The organism is Salinispira sp., from assembly GCF_059431795.1.
The window spans coordinates 1-16,618 of the sequence record NZ_JBXWXS010000028.1 but is presented as its reverse complement, the minus strand read 5'-3'; the positions used below and the strand labels follow the sequence as shown (position 1 = coordinate 16,618).

At 52.3% G+C, this 16,618-nt stretch carries 13 protein-coding genes; 5 read left to right on the top strand and 8 right to left on the bottom strand.

What is annotated here, in order from left to right; all coding sequences use genetic code 11:
• Nucleotides 1–447: 447 nt before the first annotated feature.
• Both AC52PS_RS09245 and AC52PS_RS09240 read right to left on the bottom strand, forming a co-directional pair.
• Nucleotides 448–714 carry an HPr family phosphocarrier protein gene (locus AC52PS_RS09245; protein WP_495562775.1) on the bottom strand — a complete coding sequence of 89 codons (267 nt, stop codon included), beginning with the start codon at nucleotides 712–714 and terminating at the stop codon, nucleotides 448–450.
• Between the two features lie 263 nt (nucleotides 715–977).
• Nucleotides 978–3,329: a hybrid sensor histidine kinase/response regulator gene (locus tag AC52PS_RS09240; RefSeq protein ID WP_495562774.1), complete on the bottom strand. Its 2,352-nt coding sequence runs from the start codon at nucleotides 3,327–3,329 to the stop codon at nucleotides 978–980.
• Nucleotides 3,330–3,447: 118 nt separating this feature from the next.
• Here AC52PS_RS09240 and AC52PS_RS09235 point away from each other — a divergent pair, with 118 nt between their 5' ends.
• Nucleotides 3,448–3,852 carry a response regulator gene (locus AC52PS_RS09235; RefSeq protein ID WP_495562773.1) on the top strand — a complete coding sequence of 135 codons (405 nt, stop codon included), beginning with the start codon at nucleotides 3,448–3,450 and terminating at the stop codon, nucleotides 3,850–3,852.
• A gap of 115 nt (nucleotides 3,853–3,967) precedes the next feature.
• Here AC52PS_RS09235 and lpdA read toward each other — a convergent pair whose 3' ends face one another.
• The 6 genes from lpdA to AC52PS_RS09205 all read right to left on the bottom strand — a co-directional run bounded on the left by lpdA (nucleotide 3,968) and on the right by AC52PS_RS09205 (nucleotide 10,483).
• A complete protein-coding gene (gene lpdA, locus AC52PS_RS09230; RefSeq protein ID WP_495562772.1) occupies nucleotides 3,968–5,374 on the bottom strand; it encodes a dihydrolipoyl dehydrogenase in 1,407 nt (468 codons plus the stop codon).
• A 104-nt stretch (nucleotides 5,375–5,478) separates the two neighbouring features.
• Nucleotides 5,479–6,834, bottom strand: coding sequence for a dihydrolipoamide acetyltransferase family protein (locus AC52PS_RS09225; protein ID WP_495562771.1), 1,356 nt, complete (start codon nucleotides 6,832–6,834; stop codon nucleotides 5,479–5,481).
• Nucleotides 6,835–6,935: 101 nt separating this feature from the next.
• Entirely contained in the window at nucleotides 6,936–7,916 is a 981-nt protein-coding gene (locus tag AC52PS_RS09220; protein ID WP_495562770.1) for a pyruvate dehydrogenase complex E1 component subunit beta, read from the bottom strand.
• Between the two features lie 25 nt (nucleotides 7,917–7,941).
• Nucleotides 7,942–8,937: a pyruvate dehydrogenase (acetyl-transferring) E1 component subunit alpha gene (gene pdhA / locus AC52PS_RS09215; protein ID WP_495562769.1), complete on the bottom strand. Its 996-nt coding sequence runs from the start codon at nucleotides 8,935–8,937 to the stop codon at nucleotides 7,942–7,944.
• A complete protein-coding gene (locus tag AC52PS_RS09210; RefSeq protein WP_495562768.1) occupies nucleotides 8,934–9,389 on the bottom strand; it encodes a pyridoxamine 5'-phosphate oxidase family protein in 456 nt (151 codons plus the stop codon). The genes pdhA and AC52PS_RS09210 overlap by 4 nt, the downstream gene beginning before the upstream one ends.
• Nucleotides 9,390–9,520: 131 nt before the next feature.
• Complete coding sequence (locus tag AC52PS_RS09205; RefSeq protein WP_495562767.1) at nucleotides 9,521–10,483, bottom strand: lipoate--protein ligase family protein; 963 nt, start codon at nucleotides 10,481–10,483, stop codon at nucleotides 9,521–9,523.
• Between the two features lie 375 nt (nucleotides 10,484–10,858).
• Here AC52PS_RS09205 and AC52PS_RS09200 point away from each other — a divergent pair, with 375 nt between their 5' ends.
• From AC52PS_RS09200 to AC52PS_RS09185, 4 genes are all read left to right on the top strand, one after another.
• Complete coding sequence (locus AC52PS_RS09200) at nucleotides 10,859–11,851, top strand: LacI family DNA-binding transcriptional regulator (protein WP_495562766.1); 993 nt, start codon at nucleotides 10,859–10,861, stop codon at nucleotides 11,849–11,851.
• A gap of 287 nt (nucleotides 11,852–12,138) precedes the next feature.
• Complete coding sequence (locus AC52PS_RS09195; protein WP_495562765.1) at nucleotides 12,139–13,503, top strand: AGE family epimerase/isomerase; 1,365 nt, start codon at nucleotides 12,139–12,141, stop codon at nucleotides 13,501–13,503.
• 174 nt (nucleotides 13,504–13,677) lie between these two features.
• The gene (locus tag AC52PS_RS09190) at nucleotides 13,678–14,871 is read left to right on the top strand and encodes a glycoside hydrolase family 130 protein (protein ID WP_495562764.1); all 1,194 of its coding nucleotides are present in this window, start codon (nucleotides 13,678–13,680) and stop codon (nucleotides 14,869–14,871) included.
• Between the two features lie 599 nt (nucleotides 14,872–15,470).
• Nucleotides 15,471–16,618: RnfABCDGE type electron transport complex subunit D (locus AC52PS_RS09185; RefSeq protein ID WP_495562763.1), on the top strand; the 1,148-nt coding region annotated here is incomplete at its 3' end.

The following is a 16,618-nucleotide window of genomic DNA, read 5'->3' as shown; positions in this document are numbered from 1 at the left end:
AAGGAGGTGGAAACATTTCCAAAAATGGTGGAAATGTTTCCATACGCCGCTGACCGGATCCCCACATCCAGTCCCGGCACCGCCTCATGGGTCAACGACTCATGCTATGTAATGGTAATTGCAAGGTAAGAATTGAAACCCCAAGAATTACCCCCTGATACATATATGAAAACACTGTTCAGCGCGTTTGACAAGAGAAAATTTTCAATTTTTTTCAGGTTGTTGATATTTATGCAGAATATTCGCAATTTCATACAAGATAAACCGATTTTAGTTGAGTGTTTTGGAAATAAAATCGATTTGCAGCAGGAAAACCAGCTCCCTCCCCCGGACATGGAATATGTATCTCAATAGGGATGAATCCCCTTTAATAGTCCACCCTATATGGAACAGTAGGCGCAGTATCTGGGGAGATATTACCGTGGGATAGACAATGTATACCGGATGCTAATCGTCGTCGAATCGGCGGGCGAACACCTCTAAAAGATGCTCGATGGCGGCATCTTCGTCGGGACCGTCCGCCCGAATGGTAATCTGGTCGCCGTGCATGGCTCCCAGGGAGAGAACCGCCATAATATCGCCGGCATCTGCCGCCTCCCCATCTTTAATGAGCTGTATGGTGGATTGGTAGTTTTCAGCCGTTTTGAGAATCATGGCCGAGGGGCGGGCATGAATACCTTTGGGATTGGTGAGTGTAATGGTCTGTTCCCTCATGCCCCCAAGTATACGGAGAGTGACAGGAATTGTCTATTCACGATTTATGGCGGAACAATTCCTGTACCGGTGCGGCCGTAGGCCGGTACAGCCGTGGGCCGGTGTGGCTGCGTGCCGGTAAGATCGTGTGCCGGTAAGATCGTGTGCCGGGCCGGCGGACCGCTATATGCCGCCGAATGGAAATGGGGCCGACAATGAAGTTCGGCAGCGGATGCGGCGGGGCACTGGAAAACGGAGGGTTTTAAGACAGTCAGGCACATGTTTCATGATACAAGCAGCGAATCCATTTTCGCATACAGATGCTGGGTTACGAAGGGCTTGAGAAGTACATCATTCATCCCGGCCTTGAGAAATGAGTCTACTTCTTCCGGAAGTCCATGGCCGGTTACGCCCAGAACGGGGAGATCCTGCCGGCCGCCTATCTCCCCGGAGCGGATTTTAGCGGTAAGTTCAAGGCCCGACACCTGGGGCATGCTCACATCCAGAACCGCCAGATCCACCCGGTGACGCCGGATGAGGTATTCGGCTTCGCTTCCATTCACCGCAGTATGAACCTCACAGCCTTGCATCTTCAAAAACCGGGTAATGGTGCTTCTATTAATGGGATCATCCTCTGCCACTATTACGCAAAGACCCTGAAAACGCAGGGGGCGCTCTTCAGTATCCGGCTGCTGTGCCTGATCCCGGGTGTGTTTCAGCAAATTGGGTTGAGCCGGGAGCTGGAGGGTAAATGTGCTGCCTTTTCCCGGAACGCTTTCCACTGTGAGTCGCCCGTCCATGAGGGCTGCCAGTCTCCGGGCCAGGGGGAGCCCCAGTCCCAGGCCGGTGCGGAAGCTTGTATTCCGGCTGTCCAGTTGTACGAAGGTTTTAAATATCGTCTCCTGCTGCTGCCCATCCAAGCCCGGTCCGCTGTCCTCCACCTGGAAGGACAAAACATCCCTGTCACGGAAACATCTCAGGCGCACAAAACCTTCCCGGGTGAACTTTACGGCATTGGAAAGAAGATTGCGGATTACCTGCCGGAGATGTTTTTCATCGCCGTAGTATTCAATAGCGGGTATTTTATTCTCCAACAGAAGCTTCAGCCCTTTGGCACGGGCGTCGCTTTTAAATTGTTCCAGCTCATCCGATGCAGCATCTCCCGGCACATGAAAATCTTTAGATATTTCAACCGCACCGGTTTCCAGTCTGCTTAGATCCAGAAGATCCTGAACCAGCCGGTTCATCGCCCCCACGGCCATCCGCAGAGTCTTAACGATATTCTCCTGCTCTCCGTCCAGTTGAGTATCTTCAAGAAGCTGGGACATTCCGTTAATACCGTTCAGGGGGGTGCGGATCTCATGGGATATGCTGGAAATGAATGTTTTTTTCAGAACCTCTGCGGATTGCGCCTCCCCCGCAGCATCCAGATATTTTTTTTCCAGGTTCTTCATGCTGCTGATATCTAAAATAAAAACAATCCGCTCGCCTATACTGTCCTCAAAACTGCATATGCCGCAAAGGTCAACCTGCTGGGAAATAATCTGGGCGCTGAACCCCGATGGTCCGGGAACCCTATAGCTTACCGGGAGTTCCATCCCTTCAATCCTGGGAAGCTGCATATGCCAGGATTCTTGCAGTTCATCAAAATTGCGCCCATCAAGCTCCTGCTTTTCCATGGAGAGTATCTGTCTGACCATGCGGTTAGTTTCAAGAATTTTTCCTTCATGATCCAGAACCAGGATTCCCATATCAGAATCGGAACGGAGAATACCGCTGGTATCTATGAGGGTATCCAGGTTGCCGAAGGTTTCCATTCGTTCAAGGATTTTTCCCATCACCATGCTTACCATGCGGAGATCATCCTCCAAGCCGTTCAGATCTTTCAGCTCACCGTCCAGGAAAAAGACCATACAGCCCAGCGTGACTTCTGCCCCGGGTATGTAGGCTGTAAGAATCGTTTGGCGTTGCTGTTCATCGTACATCAGATCCAGATCGTGAAACCTGGAGCGGGGATTGAGATCGGCAGTCTCAAGCACATTTATCATATTGGAACGGAGATTATCCATTGATTCGGGGGGCCAGATAAGGGTTTCTCCGGGAACATCCGAATCGCTTGAGGTAAACACTCCGGCGGCGGACTCTGCTTCCAACAGGGATGCGCAGTACTCAAGTCCATTGTACAGAACCTGGCCCGGATCCCCGGGGCCGGGGGATTGGGCGTTCACATGTTTCATCAGCTTTTCATTGAGATTTCCAACCGAGGGGCGGCGGAGAAGGAGACAAAACAACCCCTGCTCACCGGAATGCTCCACCGGGCTTGTAAAAAGTTCCACTTCAACATCTTCCCGGGTTTCATGAGATTTGGGACTTTGAAGGCGAAAACGGAAGTGGCCGCTTCCCTGCTCCATGCGGCCCACCCCCGGAAACCCCAGTTTTTCAAGTTGGTGGACGTGGGTTATCCCGGACCATGCACTTCCACCAGCGTTCTCCAGAAAATTTTTAAATTCGGCATTCATTTCCAGAATTTGCCCTTCGGGAGAAGAGATATAGAGCATTGCCTGGGAGCTTTCCTCGAAGATGTGCCGGTATAATCCGTCGGGGCGCTTTTCATTTTCCATTAATCCATTTTCCATTAAAGAGAACCTCGCATTTTTTTACAGCGATATTATACTTAGTATATGCGGGAAGGCTTTCAAAAATCGAAGATTTTAGAAATTCCTCCCCCAGGCAGCCTTACTACAGGAGTCGGCAATGAAAGCGCTAATTGTGGAAGACGATATTCCAAGCAGAATGTTTATTGAAAAAATAATAGAACCGTTCTTCTCTATCCACACGGCGGAAGACGGAATTCAAGCCATAGACGCGTTCACCAAGGCCTTTGAAGCGGACGATCCTTACGGCATTATTTTTCTTGATATTATGATGCCCAACATGGACGGTCAGGAGGTGCTGAAGCAAATCCGCAGCTATGAGTCCGAACATGGTATCGGCGGACTTCAAGGGGTTAAGATCATCATGACAACCGCATTAAAAGACAGCGGGAACATTATGCAGGCCTTCAACGCCCAATGCGAGGCGTATCTTCCCAAGCCCATAGAAAAAGAGGATGTGCTGAAAACGGTACGTGAGTTCGGTCTGATTCCCAGTGAAGTTTGACAGCGCCTGATTCAAAACCCTGAGGGTCTAAAAAAAGACCGCCGGTATGGAATATCCGGCGGTCCCTTCCCTGCCCGCCTGCGGGGCAGAGGTGACGAATAGCTTACATTTGGACTTAAATATGAATTGCCCAGCCTTCAACACCCCGGGCGGCTTCCATAATTCCCTCGCTGATTGTTGGATGGGCGTGGATCATGGTAGCCACGTCTTCTGGCAGCAGTTCGCTTTTCTTGGCAAGCAAGATCTCATGAACCAGTTCGGTGGCGCTGTAGCCCACAACATGACCGCCCAGAATCTCATGGCTGTCTTTGTCGTAGATGATCTTTACTACACCGCTACCCTTCTCTATGGCATTGGCTTTGCCGATGCCGCTGTAGGGAAAGCTGTAGGAGGCGTAGTTGAGACCCCGCTCTTTTGCCTGTTCCTCGGTGGGGCCGAAGGAACCCACTCCGGGCTCGGTGTACACCGCTCCGGGAATCTCATCGGGGTCAATACGGGCTTCTGATCCGGCATGGCCTGCCATGTGTTCGACGGCAATCTCCCCTTCCTTGCTTGCCACATGGGCCAAGAGGGGGGAAGCGATTACATCGCCAATGGCATATACGCCGGAAATATCAGTCTGATAATAATCGTTGACTTTAATAAAGCCCTTTTCGGTGCGGATTCCCAGATTGTCCAGTCCCAGATTTTCCGAATTGGGTGCCCGGCCGACGGCCACAAGAATCTTCTCGGCCTTCAGGCTCTCCTTCTTGCCGTCTTTGGTTTCCATGGAAATGCTAATACCGCTCTTGGTTTTCTTCAGATCGCCTGCTTTGACGCCGGTGTGGAATTTGATTCCCAGCTTTTTGAACTCCCCTTCCATTACCTTGCTCACCTCCCCATCTTCCAGGGGAAGCAGACGGTCCATCATTTCCACAATGGTTACATCCACCCCGAAACAGCCCATTACATAGGCGAACTCCATGCCGATGGCGCCGGCACCAAGAATGACCAGGCTCTTGGGAAGTTCCTTCAGGCTCAGAATGCCGGTGGAGCTGAGTACCTGTTCTTCATCAAACTCGAAACCGGGGATTTCCCGGGAGCGGGAGCCGGTGGCAATGAGTATGTGCTTGGCCTCCACGGTAATATCTCCGTCTTTGCCGCCGCTCACCTTTAGCTCTTTTGAAGAAGCCAGTTCGGCACTGCCGGAGATCAGGTCGATTTTATTCTTCTTCAGAAGATATTCGACGCCCTTCCCACTCTTGGTTGCTGCCTTTCGGCTCACCGCATGAACCTTGGAGTAATCAAAACCCGATGTATCTACCTTGAGCCCCATCTTCTCCAGATGAGACACATGGTTGAACATTCCCGCCTGATTAATGAGAGCCTTGGAGGGTATACAGCCCCAATTTCCACAGACTCCCCCTGCCTTGTCTTTTTCTATAACCGCTGCTTTCAGTCCCAGCTGGCTGGCCCGGATGGCCGCAACATAGCCTCCGGGGCCTGCGCCGATAACCGCAAGATCGTAGCTTTTATCTGCCATAGTTGTATCCTTTTATTTGAGTGCACCGTAAACCCGGGGGGCACACCGGAATACTGTATGCGGGCCCCTCGCCGGATTCTCTGTGCTGTGCCTTGATAATGATGTTAGAAAAGCACCCGTACCGGGTTTTCCATCATTCTCTGCATTTCACTGAGGAAACGTCCTCCCATGGAACCATCAATAACCCGGTGATCGCAGCTGAGGGTCATTTTCATCTGGGATTCGGGCTTCACGTTCCCCTGTTCGTCGAACACGGGCACCTTGTTCACCTTACCCAGGGCAAGAATTGCCGCACCCGGATCGTTAAGAATGGCGGTGAACTCATCTACGCCGAAGGAGCCCAGGTTGGAGATGCTGAATGTGGCACCGGTATATTCCTCGGGCTTGAGGGTTCCGTCCTTCACTTTCTGAATCAGCTCTTTCAGTTCGGCGTCAATCTGTACCACGCCCTTGTTGCCCACGTTTCGCACCACGGGCATCATCAGACCGTTGCCCAGGTCAACCGCCAGAGCGATATCGATGCTGCCGTACTGGAGAATCTTGTCACCCTGCCAGCTTGCGTTCACCCCGGGGTGACGCTTAAGAGCTTCGGCGGCGAACTTCATAATAAAGGCGTTAAAGCTCACCTTCTGGGGAGCCTCTTTGTTCAGCATACCCCGGGCGGCAATGAGGTTATCCATGGCCACAGAGTTCTTAATGTAAAAATGGGGTGCGCTGAACTTGGTGTTGGCGACCTTCTTGGCGATTGCCGCCCGTTTCCCGGCAACCGGAATCTCCCGGTCTTCACCGGCATTCTGCACCGGAGCAAAACTGGATGCGGCGGGGGCTCCAGCTGCTGCGCCGCCTGATGCAGAAGGCGCGGGACCTTTGTAATTCTCAATATCCCGTTTAATAATCCGTCCGCCGGGACCGCTGCCGGCTACGGTGCTAATGTCGATGCCTTTCTGGGCCGCAAGCTTGAGGGCAAGGGGACTTGCCTTGATCTTTCCGCTTCCTGTGTGTGCGGGCTGCCCGCCTGTTGTCTGGCCTGCTGTTGTTTGGCCTGCTGCGGCCGGAGCGGAAGCCGCAGAGCCGCCGGCAGATGCAGCAGAAGAGGAGGCCGGGCCCTGGCCTGTCTGGTCGCCGCTTTGTGCAGACGATTCGTCTTTCGATTCACTCTTGTCTTCCGATGCGGCTTTGCCTTCCTGCTCTACCTCTTTCAGAATATCTTCAAGGTCCTCCCCTTCTTCACCGAGAATTCCGATGGTTTCACCCACCCGGGCGCCTTCGCCCTCATTCTTGATAATTTTAAGAAGTTTCCCTTCCTGTGTGGACTCGTAGTCCATGCTCGCCTTGTCGGTTTCAACTTCGCAGACCACATCACCGGTGTCGATGGTGTCGCCGACGCTTTTATTCCATTTGAGAATTGTCCCTTCCTCCATGGTGGGAGAAAGGGCGATCATAAAAAGTTTCTCAGCCATAATTTCCTCTCTAATCCTTTGGGAAAACGGCGCCGGCGGTTTTACAGGAGAGTGCCGGGCCGAATATCGTTCCCAATGTTACTCGATATGCTCCCGGCAACCTATTCGATATAGCTCACTTTCTTCGCAGCATTTACAATCTTCGCAACCGTGGGCTGCACTTCCAGCTCCATGCTGTGGTTATAGGGCATGGGCACATCTTCTGAAGATACAAACTCAACCTGGCTGTCCAGATCGTCAAAACAGTTGGTGTGAATGAGATGACTCACATGGGAACCGATGGAGGCCAACGGCCACGCTTCATCGATCACCACGGCCCGGTTGGTCTTGCGCACCGAATTGTAGATAGTTTCTTCGTCAATGGGGCGGAGACTGATCAGGTCGATCACCTCAGCCTGAACGCCGATTTTTTCCAGCTCTTTGGCCGCATCCATTACCATATGGCGAACCTTACCGAAGGTGATGAGGGTCACATCGCTGCCTTCCCGGGCGATTTCCGCCTTGTCCAGGGGCTGGGTGTACTCTTCATCGGGAACATCGCCCTTGAGCCCATACATCATTTCCGCTTCCAGGAACACAACCGGGTTGTTATCCCGGATTGCGGACTTCAACAGTCCCTTGGCGTTCCGGGGTGTGGAGATCGCCACAACCTTGAGCCCCGGTATATGAGCGTAGTATGACGCAAAGCTCTGACTGTGCTGGGAGCTCAAATATTCCGCAGGGCCGTTGGGGGCACGGAACACAATGGGAACCTGAAGCTGCCCGCCGGACATGTGCCGGAGCTTTGCAGCGTTGTTTACCACCTGATCCAGGGCCAGAAGGGAGAAGTTCAGGGTCATCCATTCAACAACCGGTCTTAACCCGGTCTGTGCGGCGCCCACTCCCACTCCGGTAAACCCCAGCTCTGCAATGGGGGTATCCAGCACCCTGTGGGGACCGTATTTATCTAATAGGCCCTTGGTTACTTTGTAGGCTCCGTTGTACTCGGCTACTTCCTCACCCATAACAAGGACTGCCTCATCCCTGGTCATCTCTTCATCCAGGGCCTGATTTAATGCTTCACGTACTGCTAAAATTGCCATTTATTCAACCTCGCTATTATCAGAATCAGTCTGCGTAGATGTCCTCATACATGGTATGAAGCGGGGGTTCTTCGCTCTTGTCCGCGAACTCCACCGCATCCTTAATCAGCTGCTTCACCTCGTCGTCCATCTTCTTATATTCATCTTCGGTGAGCATTTTCGCCTCAATCATTTCGCTCATGAGGGTGTGGATGGGATCCTGATTCTTGAAGGACTCAAGTTCTTCCTTGGTGCGGTATTTTGCGGGGTCGGACATGGAATGGCCTTTGTATCGGTAGGTTTTCACATCCACCAGGAAGGCCTTGCCGTTTTCCCGGCTTTCTTTGATGATTTCGGTAATTCCTTCATACATGTCCAGGAAGTCCATGCCGTTGAGAATACGGCCTTCAATATCGTACCCGGACGCTTTCAGGTTGAAATCTTCCACTGCCGACACCCGCTTCACTGCGGTACCCATGCCGAAGCGGTTGTTTTCCACCAGATAGATCACCGGCAGATCCCAGATCCTGGCCAGGTTAAGACTCTCGTGGAATGCACCCTGGTGAATGGCTCCGTCTCCAAAATAGCAGAGGGTTACCCCCAGATCCTTGGTCTTCCCAAGTTTATGCCAGTATGCCTGGGCGAAGGCGGTTCCGGTTGCAAGGGGGATTTGTGCACCCACAATACCGTTCCCCCCGAGCATATGTTTTTCCGGATCGAACATGTGCATGCTGCCGCCCTTACCCCGGCTTACACCGGTGATTTTTCCATACAGCTCGGCCATAATCTTCTTGGGCTCAATGCCGCAGCCAATGGCATGGGCGTGGTCCCGGTAGCTGGTGAGCACATAATCCTTGCTCAGATCCAGGGCCCGAATCGATCCCGACGCCACCGCCTCCTGTCCGTTGTACAAATGACAAAAACCGCCGATCTTCTTTAGTCCGTACATTTGACCGGCCTTTTCCTCAAAGCGGCGCATGGTGAGCATCTCCCTGAGTGAATCCAGGAGAAACTGCTTGTCGTACTTCTTCACTCTGCTCATTTAGATTCCTCCCGTGAGATTGCCACCTGTTCTTTAATCCCCTTTGAGGGGGCGTAATATTCAATCTCCTTGATGACGGTTTCCAGAATCACCACATCGGTTTCATCGTCATTGAGCTTCCAAAAGGTGGCAAGTTTGGGTCCGATGGCTTCCATCACCATGGAGCGGAGGCTGGGGTTATCCAGCAGTTCCACCCGCCCACGGATTGTAAGAATCTCACTAAGATCCTTTTTCTGAATCATCCAGGACACATATCGGTTCTTTTTCAGCTGTGCTACTTTGGAAAATTTGGGAGATGTGACTGCGTATATGCGCCCTTCCTGTCCCCGGACCAGTCCGGGGGTCATCCAGCGCAGCGCCGGCTTCCCGTCTTCGTCTACATTGGCAAGCATCGCCACCTTTTCTTCCTCGAGCAGGCGGTCCAAGGTGTTCATCATCTGCTTGTCGTCCATACTGTCCTCCTAATCAGGTCTGTAACTCATGGTTCTCTATGTGAAGCGGGGACGTGCCAAAGCAGATCCCCTCTATAAGTATTATAGTTCAGTGCATCTTTTTTGTTGGGAATCCTTCCCCTTCGACCGTCTCAGGCCAAAGCGGCCATGCGGGCCTCGAAATTCCGGAGTTCCTGTGAAGCGCAGAGATCGTACAACTCCCGGCCGTCCATGTTGTACACCCGACCCTTGTGAAGCAGCCAATGGGTTGCGCCGGGCTCCCCAGTATCTGCCGGCCGGTTGCCGCGTCCTTCTTCACCCGGCTGGGGAAAAATTCTGCAGTCCGGGGTACGCCTGAGCGTCCATTCCGGCGAGCGGTGTTCATCCATTCTACGGGCAACATCTTTGTTCAGCTCAGGGAGCGGATGATATCCCCCGTAGGCGCCGGCATCCCCAAGAATGTCTCCTGCTGCCAGATAAAAATCGGGGCAGCTCATCGGCTCTCTGCCATGCCGGGATAGATTGGTTACCGGTGAAGGATTGGAATTCACGCCCGGACCATCCAGCCGCACCGAAAAACGCGTTTCCCATCCCCGCAATGCAGCTCCCAGGGAGCCGGTATCTGCGCTGACCAGAAGCGTACCATGGTGCAGGGCTTTGCTGCCCTTAAACGTGAGAGCGTTTCCGCTGATCTTCAGTCCCCGGTAAAAAATATCACCCCGTTCGCCAACAGTGAAATCCGTTTCAGGAAGACCGGAGAACCGTGCCGCGCTCTGTTTTATAAGTTCGAGATTCTCCTCCTGGGAAAAGCCGTTCTTGGGGCCGATAAAACTCCAGTTGATATTCCCCTGATCGTGGTACACCGTACCCCCGCCGCTGATTCGTCTTAACAGGGGGATGCTTCGTTCCCCCAGAAGCTGCATGTTGCATTCCTTCCAGGGATTTTGATGCTTCCCGATTACCACCGCAGGCCCATTAATATACAGTAAAAAGAACTCTTCTCCTTCCTGCCCTTTGCAGGAAGCAAACAGTTCCTCTTCGAGACTGAGATTGGTGTACGGATCGTAGCTGTCTGAAACCACCAGCCGAATATTCCGCATCCTGAGCTGTTGCATGCTCCATGGTCTGCCGAACATTAATCCGCTTTATACCTGAGCATATTACTAAATATTATTTTATTAGGAAATAGCATTCGGGTAAAAAATAGCCACAGGGACCTTCATCGTCCATGAAAACCTTTGGGTTTTGGGAATTTTAGCCTGCACGGGTATGTTATAGTTATTTGATACATGGGAACCGGGGGATGCTCACCGGTTTTGCCCTATTGGACTGGTTTCCTGTAAGTTCCAGGCCAATAGCCTCAGGTGCGGAGGCGCCCAGGTGGGGAATGCTGGCTTCCGCGGATCTCCAGGCCAAAACGGTGCTTATGTCCCGGAAAAGACGTGTACACGCTGTGCTTGCTGCACAGCATATGGGGAGAATGATCGATTATGAAAATCACCATTCAGGATATTGCCCGGGAAGCCGGGGTGAGCAAGGGAACCGTATCTAAGGTGCTCAATAAGCGCGGCGGCATCGGGAAAGCCACCCGAAAGCGCATCCTTGCCATCGTGGAACAGCGGGGCTATTCCCCCGATTTCTCCGCTCGGGCTCTTGCATACTCAAAAACCCGCAGCATAGGATTTCTTATTCCCCACCGGGCGGACAATGCGGTCAACAGCGCATATTGGGCCCAGATGCTGGCGGTAATCAGCAAGGAAGCTGCGGCCAGGGACTACGGCATCCAACTGCTTACAGAAAGCGATGAAGGAATGCTGGGCGAACTTGTGGATCAGGTGATCCGTAACAGAAAAGTGGACGGCCTGATTATCTCGGCGGAACTGCTGGATGAGGCTGCCATGGATCGGCTTGAAGACGCTGAAATACCCTATGTCATGCTGGGGCGAAGGGAGGGGTTTGAAAACTGGTATGTGGATATAGACAATTACGAAGCAAGCGTTCGGATGACCGATCATATTCTATCCGCCGGCTGCAGGACTCCCCTTTGTATTTGCGGTCCGGAATCGTATCCTCATTATCGTTCCCGGAAAGCCGGTTTTCTGGACCGGCTGCAAAATTCCCCCTTCCGGGGCCACACCCTTTCGGTCTCCGATTTGGACGATAGCGCAGCCACCCATGCAATCCGTTCGCGGCTGCGCGAGCTACCGGATACAGATTGCATGTATATTGCAGGGGGCGGCAACCTGCTGTTCAGCAGCCTTCGGGCCCTGGAACAGCAAGGGGGACCAGCCATGGGAATCTGCGTCTTCGATGATTTTCCCTACAATGAATTTATCCGGGGAGGCCTGACGGCAATGAGGCAGCCGATCGGGGAAATGGGGGCTGAAATTATTCGCATTCTTCTCCAGCGCCTTGATGACCCCCATTGGGGAAACGATACGGCCCTGTTTCAGGCAGAACTGATCGTCCGCAGGAGCCTTTAGCCACGGGTTTTTCGCTTTGCTACCTGCGTAACCACGGGCTTTTAGCCACGGGCTTTTAGCCACCGGCTGTTAACCACGGGCTTTTAACCACGGGCCTTCCCGGTGTTTCGCAGAGGGGGTGCGGGGAGGGGTGCAGATCACCCCTCGGATCATCGTTTTCCCAGAAACGAATTCGGTATCTGGGTTTGAACCCGCTTCTGGGAATGAGCGAATTTCCAGCAAATGACCCCGTTTTCGGGAGAGAACAATAGACAAGGAAACCGGTTTCGTGATTACATTGAGTTATTATGAACACCACCCATCCAACAGTCCCGGTCACGGAACCCGGAAAAACCATCGGAGAAATATGCCGCAGCCAAATTCGTGAAAAGATCCTTCCATTCTGGCTGTCCATTTCCCGCCCCGATGGGAGCATTCCTCCCAGGGTTGATTCCCGGGGCAAGGCAGATTGGGATGCACCTCGAGGCTTGGTCATGACGGCGCGCTTGCTCTGGAGCTTTTCCCGGTTGAATAACCTTCTAAAGGAATCACCAGACACACCTTCGCAGGAAGGCGGCAGGCTGAAAAGCGATCTTGCCCCAAAACACGACCAAATCCGGTCAATTATGTTCCGGGCAAAAGAAACACTGGTGAGAGATTTCTGGGACGGGGAATACTCAGGATTTTTCTGGAGCTGCTCCCCCGGTGGGATGCCCCAGGAGGTTCACAAACAGATGTACGGCCAGGCCTTCGCTCTGTATGGGATGAGTGAGTATCTGAAATCGGAACATGACTCCCGGGTGGAAGAGTTGTGCCGGCAAACCTACAATCTGATCCGCAAAGAAGGCCGGGATCCGGTATACGGCGGATACTGGGATGCCTGCAGCAGAGACTGGATACCCCGGGAAGATTTCTCCCTATCCGAGGCAGATATATCCTGTGCGAAATCTATGAACACCCATCTGCATATTTTAGAAGCTTTCAGCAATTATGAAGATATGATTCGCCGGCCCAATCCGGGGGTCAGTGACCCGGGCAGCCAGAAACCGGAAACCGGGACCGTTTGCGGGGCGCTGGAGGATCTTATTGAGCTGCATATAAAAAAGATCATCCACCCGGAGAGCGGGCATCTTCAACTGTATTTCACCCGGGAATGGCAAAGTATGGAAGGGCCGGATTCGTTCGGCCATGACATTGAAGCTTTTTGGCTCATCCGCGAAGCCATGCAATTTTGTTATCCCGCTGAAAAACAACACGAACTTACAGCGGGATTGGAAAAACTATTCAGCGCAGCCCTTCAAGGGCTCAGATCCTTCGGGGGTCACGATGAGGATGCAGATGAGAGTGCAGATGAGGATACAACAGATGAATTCAGCTTCCTGATTAACGAAGCTCACAGGGGAAAAGAGGACCCTTCCAGGATATGGTGGGTACAGGCGGAGGCTGCAACGGGTCTGGCGGAGGCATTCCGGGTACACCGGGATGTAAAATATGGGGAACCCTTGCTTGGAATACTTACATACATAAATCAGTTTCAAACTTCGCCTTTCGGTGAGTGGCATTGGTGTCTGAATGAAAACAATCAAGCGGACACAGCAAGCGATATTGCCGGAATGTGGAAGACGCCGTATCACAACCTTAGAGCGATGCTAGAAATAATGCACCGGATATGAGGGGACGGTCGCTCGCCCATACGCCGGTCGCTCATAGGACGGTCGCTCACCCATACGCCGGTCGCTCATAGGACGATCGCTCGCCCATACGCCGGTCGCTCATAGGCCGATCCCTCGCTCATAGGCCGGAATAAAGCACCAATATATCAGCAGAGACGCTACCGGGAGGTAAATATGATACATGAAGACTTTCACACACGATTACATTATTTGGTCACAGAACAGCGGCAGCTGCTGGAACGCAAGAACTCACCCGTTCATCCGGGAAACGGAATCTTCACCCGCTACACCGACCCTATTCTCACCGCGGCCCACACCCCTCTTGAATGGCGCTATGATCTGAATCCTGAAACGAACCCCTTCCTTATGGAGCGGATGGGCATCAATGCGGTGTTCAATGCCGGGGCGATCAAAATGGAAGACAGATACATTCTGATGCTCCGGGTGGAAGGCAGTGACCGTAAATCGTTCTTTGCAATGGCTGAGAGCAGTGACGGCGTACAAAATTTCCGTTTTACAGAAGAGCCCCTTGAGCTTCCCCCCAATGAGAACCCCGAGACCAACGTGTACGATATGCGCCTCACCCGCCATGCGGACGGCTGGATCTACGGCATCTACTGCGCCGAGCGCAAAGACCCCCACGCCCCTGCCGGTGATACATCTTCCGCCACAGCCAGCGCCGCCGTCCTGAGAACCAGGGACTTGCAAACATGGGAGCGGCTGCCGGATCTGAAAACTCCCGGGCCTCAGCAGCGGAATGTGGTCCTTCACCCGGATTTTGTGAACGGGAAGTACATGCTCTACACCCGACCCCAGGACGGCTTCATAGATACCGGCTCAGGAGGCGGAATCTGTTACGGCTACGCTGAAAGCATGGAACATGCCGTAATAGACAAAGAACATCTTCTTGATCCACGGCAGTACCACACAATAAAAGAGACAAAAAACGGCGGCGGCGCCCCTCCAATCAAAACCGATGAAGGATGGCTGCATATTGTGCATGGCGTGCGGAATACCGCCGCGGGCCTGCGCTATGTGATTTATGCATTCATGACAGCTCTGGCTGATCCCGGCAGGGTGATTCACCGCCCTGGAGGCTACCTGATCGCGCCCGAAGGGGAAGAACGGGTGGGAGATGTCTCCAATGTGGTGTTCACAAACGGTACGATCGCCGATCCGGCGGGGCCGGACGGAGACTCCAGGCTTTTAATCTACTACGCTTCATCTGACACACGGATGCATGTTGCAGAGACATCCCTCAAACGAATGGTCGATTACTGCAAAAATACACCTGAAGACGGCGGACAGACAGACCTGAGTGTTGCACGCCGACTGGAACTGATACGGAAGAACCGCCGGTTTCTTTAAGCAGAACGCACAGACCCACTCTCCAAGTCAGGCGACGGCTTCAGACGCCCGCTTCAGGCGGCGGCTTTAGACGACGGCTTCAGGCGATGGCTTCAGATGGCCGCAAACACCATTAAGCCTCCGGTTTATCGTGCAAGCCGGAGGAGCAGTTGAATGGCGCTGCTCCCAGATTAAGAAATTTACGCTCATGAGCGTATTGGGGCAGCACATTCGCCAGCCCCCGCCCCTCCGGCGGCTCTACACAAAGTCGGGCCCTTCCACAACTCCGTAATGCATTTCACGATAATTTTTTATTGATAAAAATGGAATTATATCTTATCATTCGGATATATATCTGAGTCTTTTGCTAATGTTTACGTGCAGGTTTAGCATACACAAGGAATCCGTGATGCGGTATACTGAACTGTACACATCGACAATAAAGCATCTTTCAAAATTATATGTTGAAAGATGCTTTCAATAACGGGTCGAAATCATAATCCAGTTACAAGCAAGGAATTATGATTTCTAAAGGTCTTGGCAATTTCCAAAATCTAATATTTTGTAAATTGATTGAATATTTCAAATATTATTGCAGCAGTAATCGTTGAGGAGGCATCGTGTTTCAGAAACAACAGATAATGAGGAAAGTTCTATACTCCCTCATACCTATTTTCCTGTACTCCATCTATTTGTACGGATGGCGGGTAATAGCGGTAACCGCGGTAGTGTTCGGCGTGGGGATTCTTTCGGAATTCATCATGGAAAAATCCCGGAATAAAAAAGTCAGTGAAGCCGTTCTTGTTACCTCGGCTCTCCTGGCCATGTCATTTCCTCCTGCGGTTCCCCTCTGGGTTGCAGCTGTGGCATCGGTTTTTTCTGTGGTGATGGGAAAGGGCGTATACGGCGGTTTCGGCCGCAACGTATTTAATCCGGCTATAACCGGACGTATTTTCACCTACATCTCATTCCCTCTGCTCATGCAGACCACATGGATGATCCCCGGTGTATTCGGAACCCTGGGTATCAACGGTCAGTCCCAGGGCAGCGCGTTTATTGAAGCTGTGTTCATGATTTTGATTGTTGCGGCGGCATATGTAATTATCACCAAAAACTTTGAGAAAAAAGGGCTGGTCAAAGCCACCATATTCGGCTCCATTGCCCTAACCATCGCCCTCTATGTGATCACCTCCTATGCGGGAGTGCTTCAGCCTGAGGTGGATGCGGTAAGCACCGTAACTCCGCTGGAGATTTACCGGGGAATGGATTCGGACAATCTGCCGGAATCCGCCCAGTACATCAACGATAATACGCTTGGTAATCTCTTCTGGGGACGCAGGGTTGGATCTATCGGGGAAAGCGCAATTTTCCTGATTATTCTTGCGGCCATATACCTTATGTGGACCAAGACGGCCAATTGGCGGATGATTCTCATGACTCTCCTGTCAGCTGCCGTGCTAACCACCATTTTCTACTATGCCGGCTTTATTGCGGACCTCAGCGGCGGGGCGTTAATGAACCCCGCAGGAAAGACGCTGCTTGAACAGATTGTGGATATTACCAAGTTCCTCTTTTCCGGATCCCTGTTTTATGTTGCGGTATTCATGTCCACCGACCCGGTTTCCGGACCCAACAAGCCTCTTGCTCAGTTTCTCTACGGAATTATCATTGGTTCGGTAACTATTATTATTAGAGTGTTCAGCGGATTCCCCGAAGGAACCAGCTTCGGAATTCTCATGGGTAACACCTTCGCAAACCTGCTGGATGA

Bases quoted from the DNA above. Each gene is read 5' to 3' on its own strand.
- AC52PS_RS09245 (WP_495562775.1), bottom strand. From the start codon at position 714: ATGAGGGAACAGACCATTACACTCACCAATCCCAAAGGTATTCATGCC.
- AC52PS_RS09240 (WP_495562774.1), bottom strand. From the start codon at position 3,329: ATGGAAAATGGATTAATGGAAAATGAAAAGCGCCCCGACGGATTATAC.
- AC52PS_RS09235 (WP_495562773.1), top strand. From the start codon at position 3,448: ATGAAAGCGCTAATTGTGGAAGACGATATTCCAAGCAGAATGTTTATT.
- lpdA (WP_495562772.1), bottom strand. From the start codon at position 5,374: ATGGCAGATAAAAGCTACGATCTTGCGGTTATCGGCGCAGGCCCCGGA.
- AC52PS_RS09225 (WP_495562771.1), bottom strand. From the start codon at position 6,834: ATGGCTGAGAAACTTTTTATGATCGCCCTTTCTCCCACCATGGAGGAA.
- AC52PS_RS09220 (WP_495562770.1), bottom strand. From the start codon at position 7,916: ATGGCAATTTTAGCAGTACGTGAAGCATTAAATCAGGCCCTGGATGAA.
- pdhA (WP_495562769.1), bottom strand. From the start codon at position 8,937: ATGAGCAGAGTGAAGAAGTACGACAAGCAGTTTCTCCTGGATTCACTC.
- AC52PS_RS09210 (WP_495562768.1), bottom strand. From the start codon at position 9,389: ATGGACGACAAGCAGATGATGAACACCTTGGACCGCCTGCTCGAGGAA.
- AC52PS_RS09205 (WP_495562767.1), bottom strand. From the start codon at position 10,483: ATGCAACAGCTCAGGATGCGGAATATTCGGCTGGTGGTTTCAGACAGC.
- AC52PS_RS09200 (WP_495562766.1), top strand. From the start codon at position 10,859: ATGAAAATCACCATTCAGGATATTGCCCGGGAAGCCGGGGTGAGCAAG.
- AC52PS_RS09195 (WP_495562765.1), top strand. From the start codon at position 12,139: ATGAACACCACCCATCCAACAGTCCCGGTCACGGAACCCGGAAAAACC.
- AC52PS_RS09190 (WP_495562764.1), top strand. From the start codon at position 13,678: ATGATACATGAAGACTTTCACACACGATTACATTATTTGGTCACAGAA.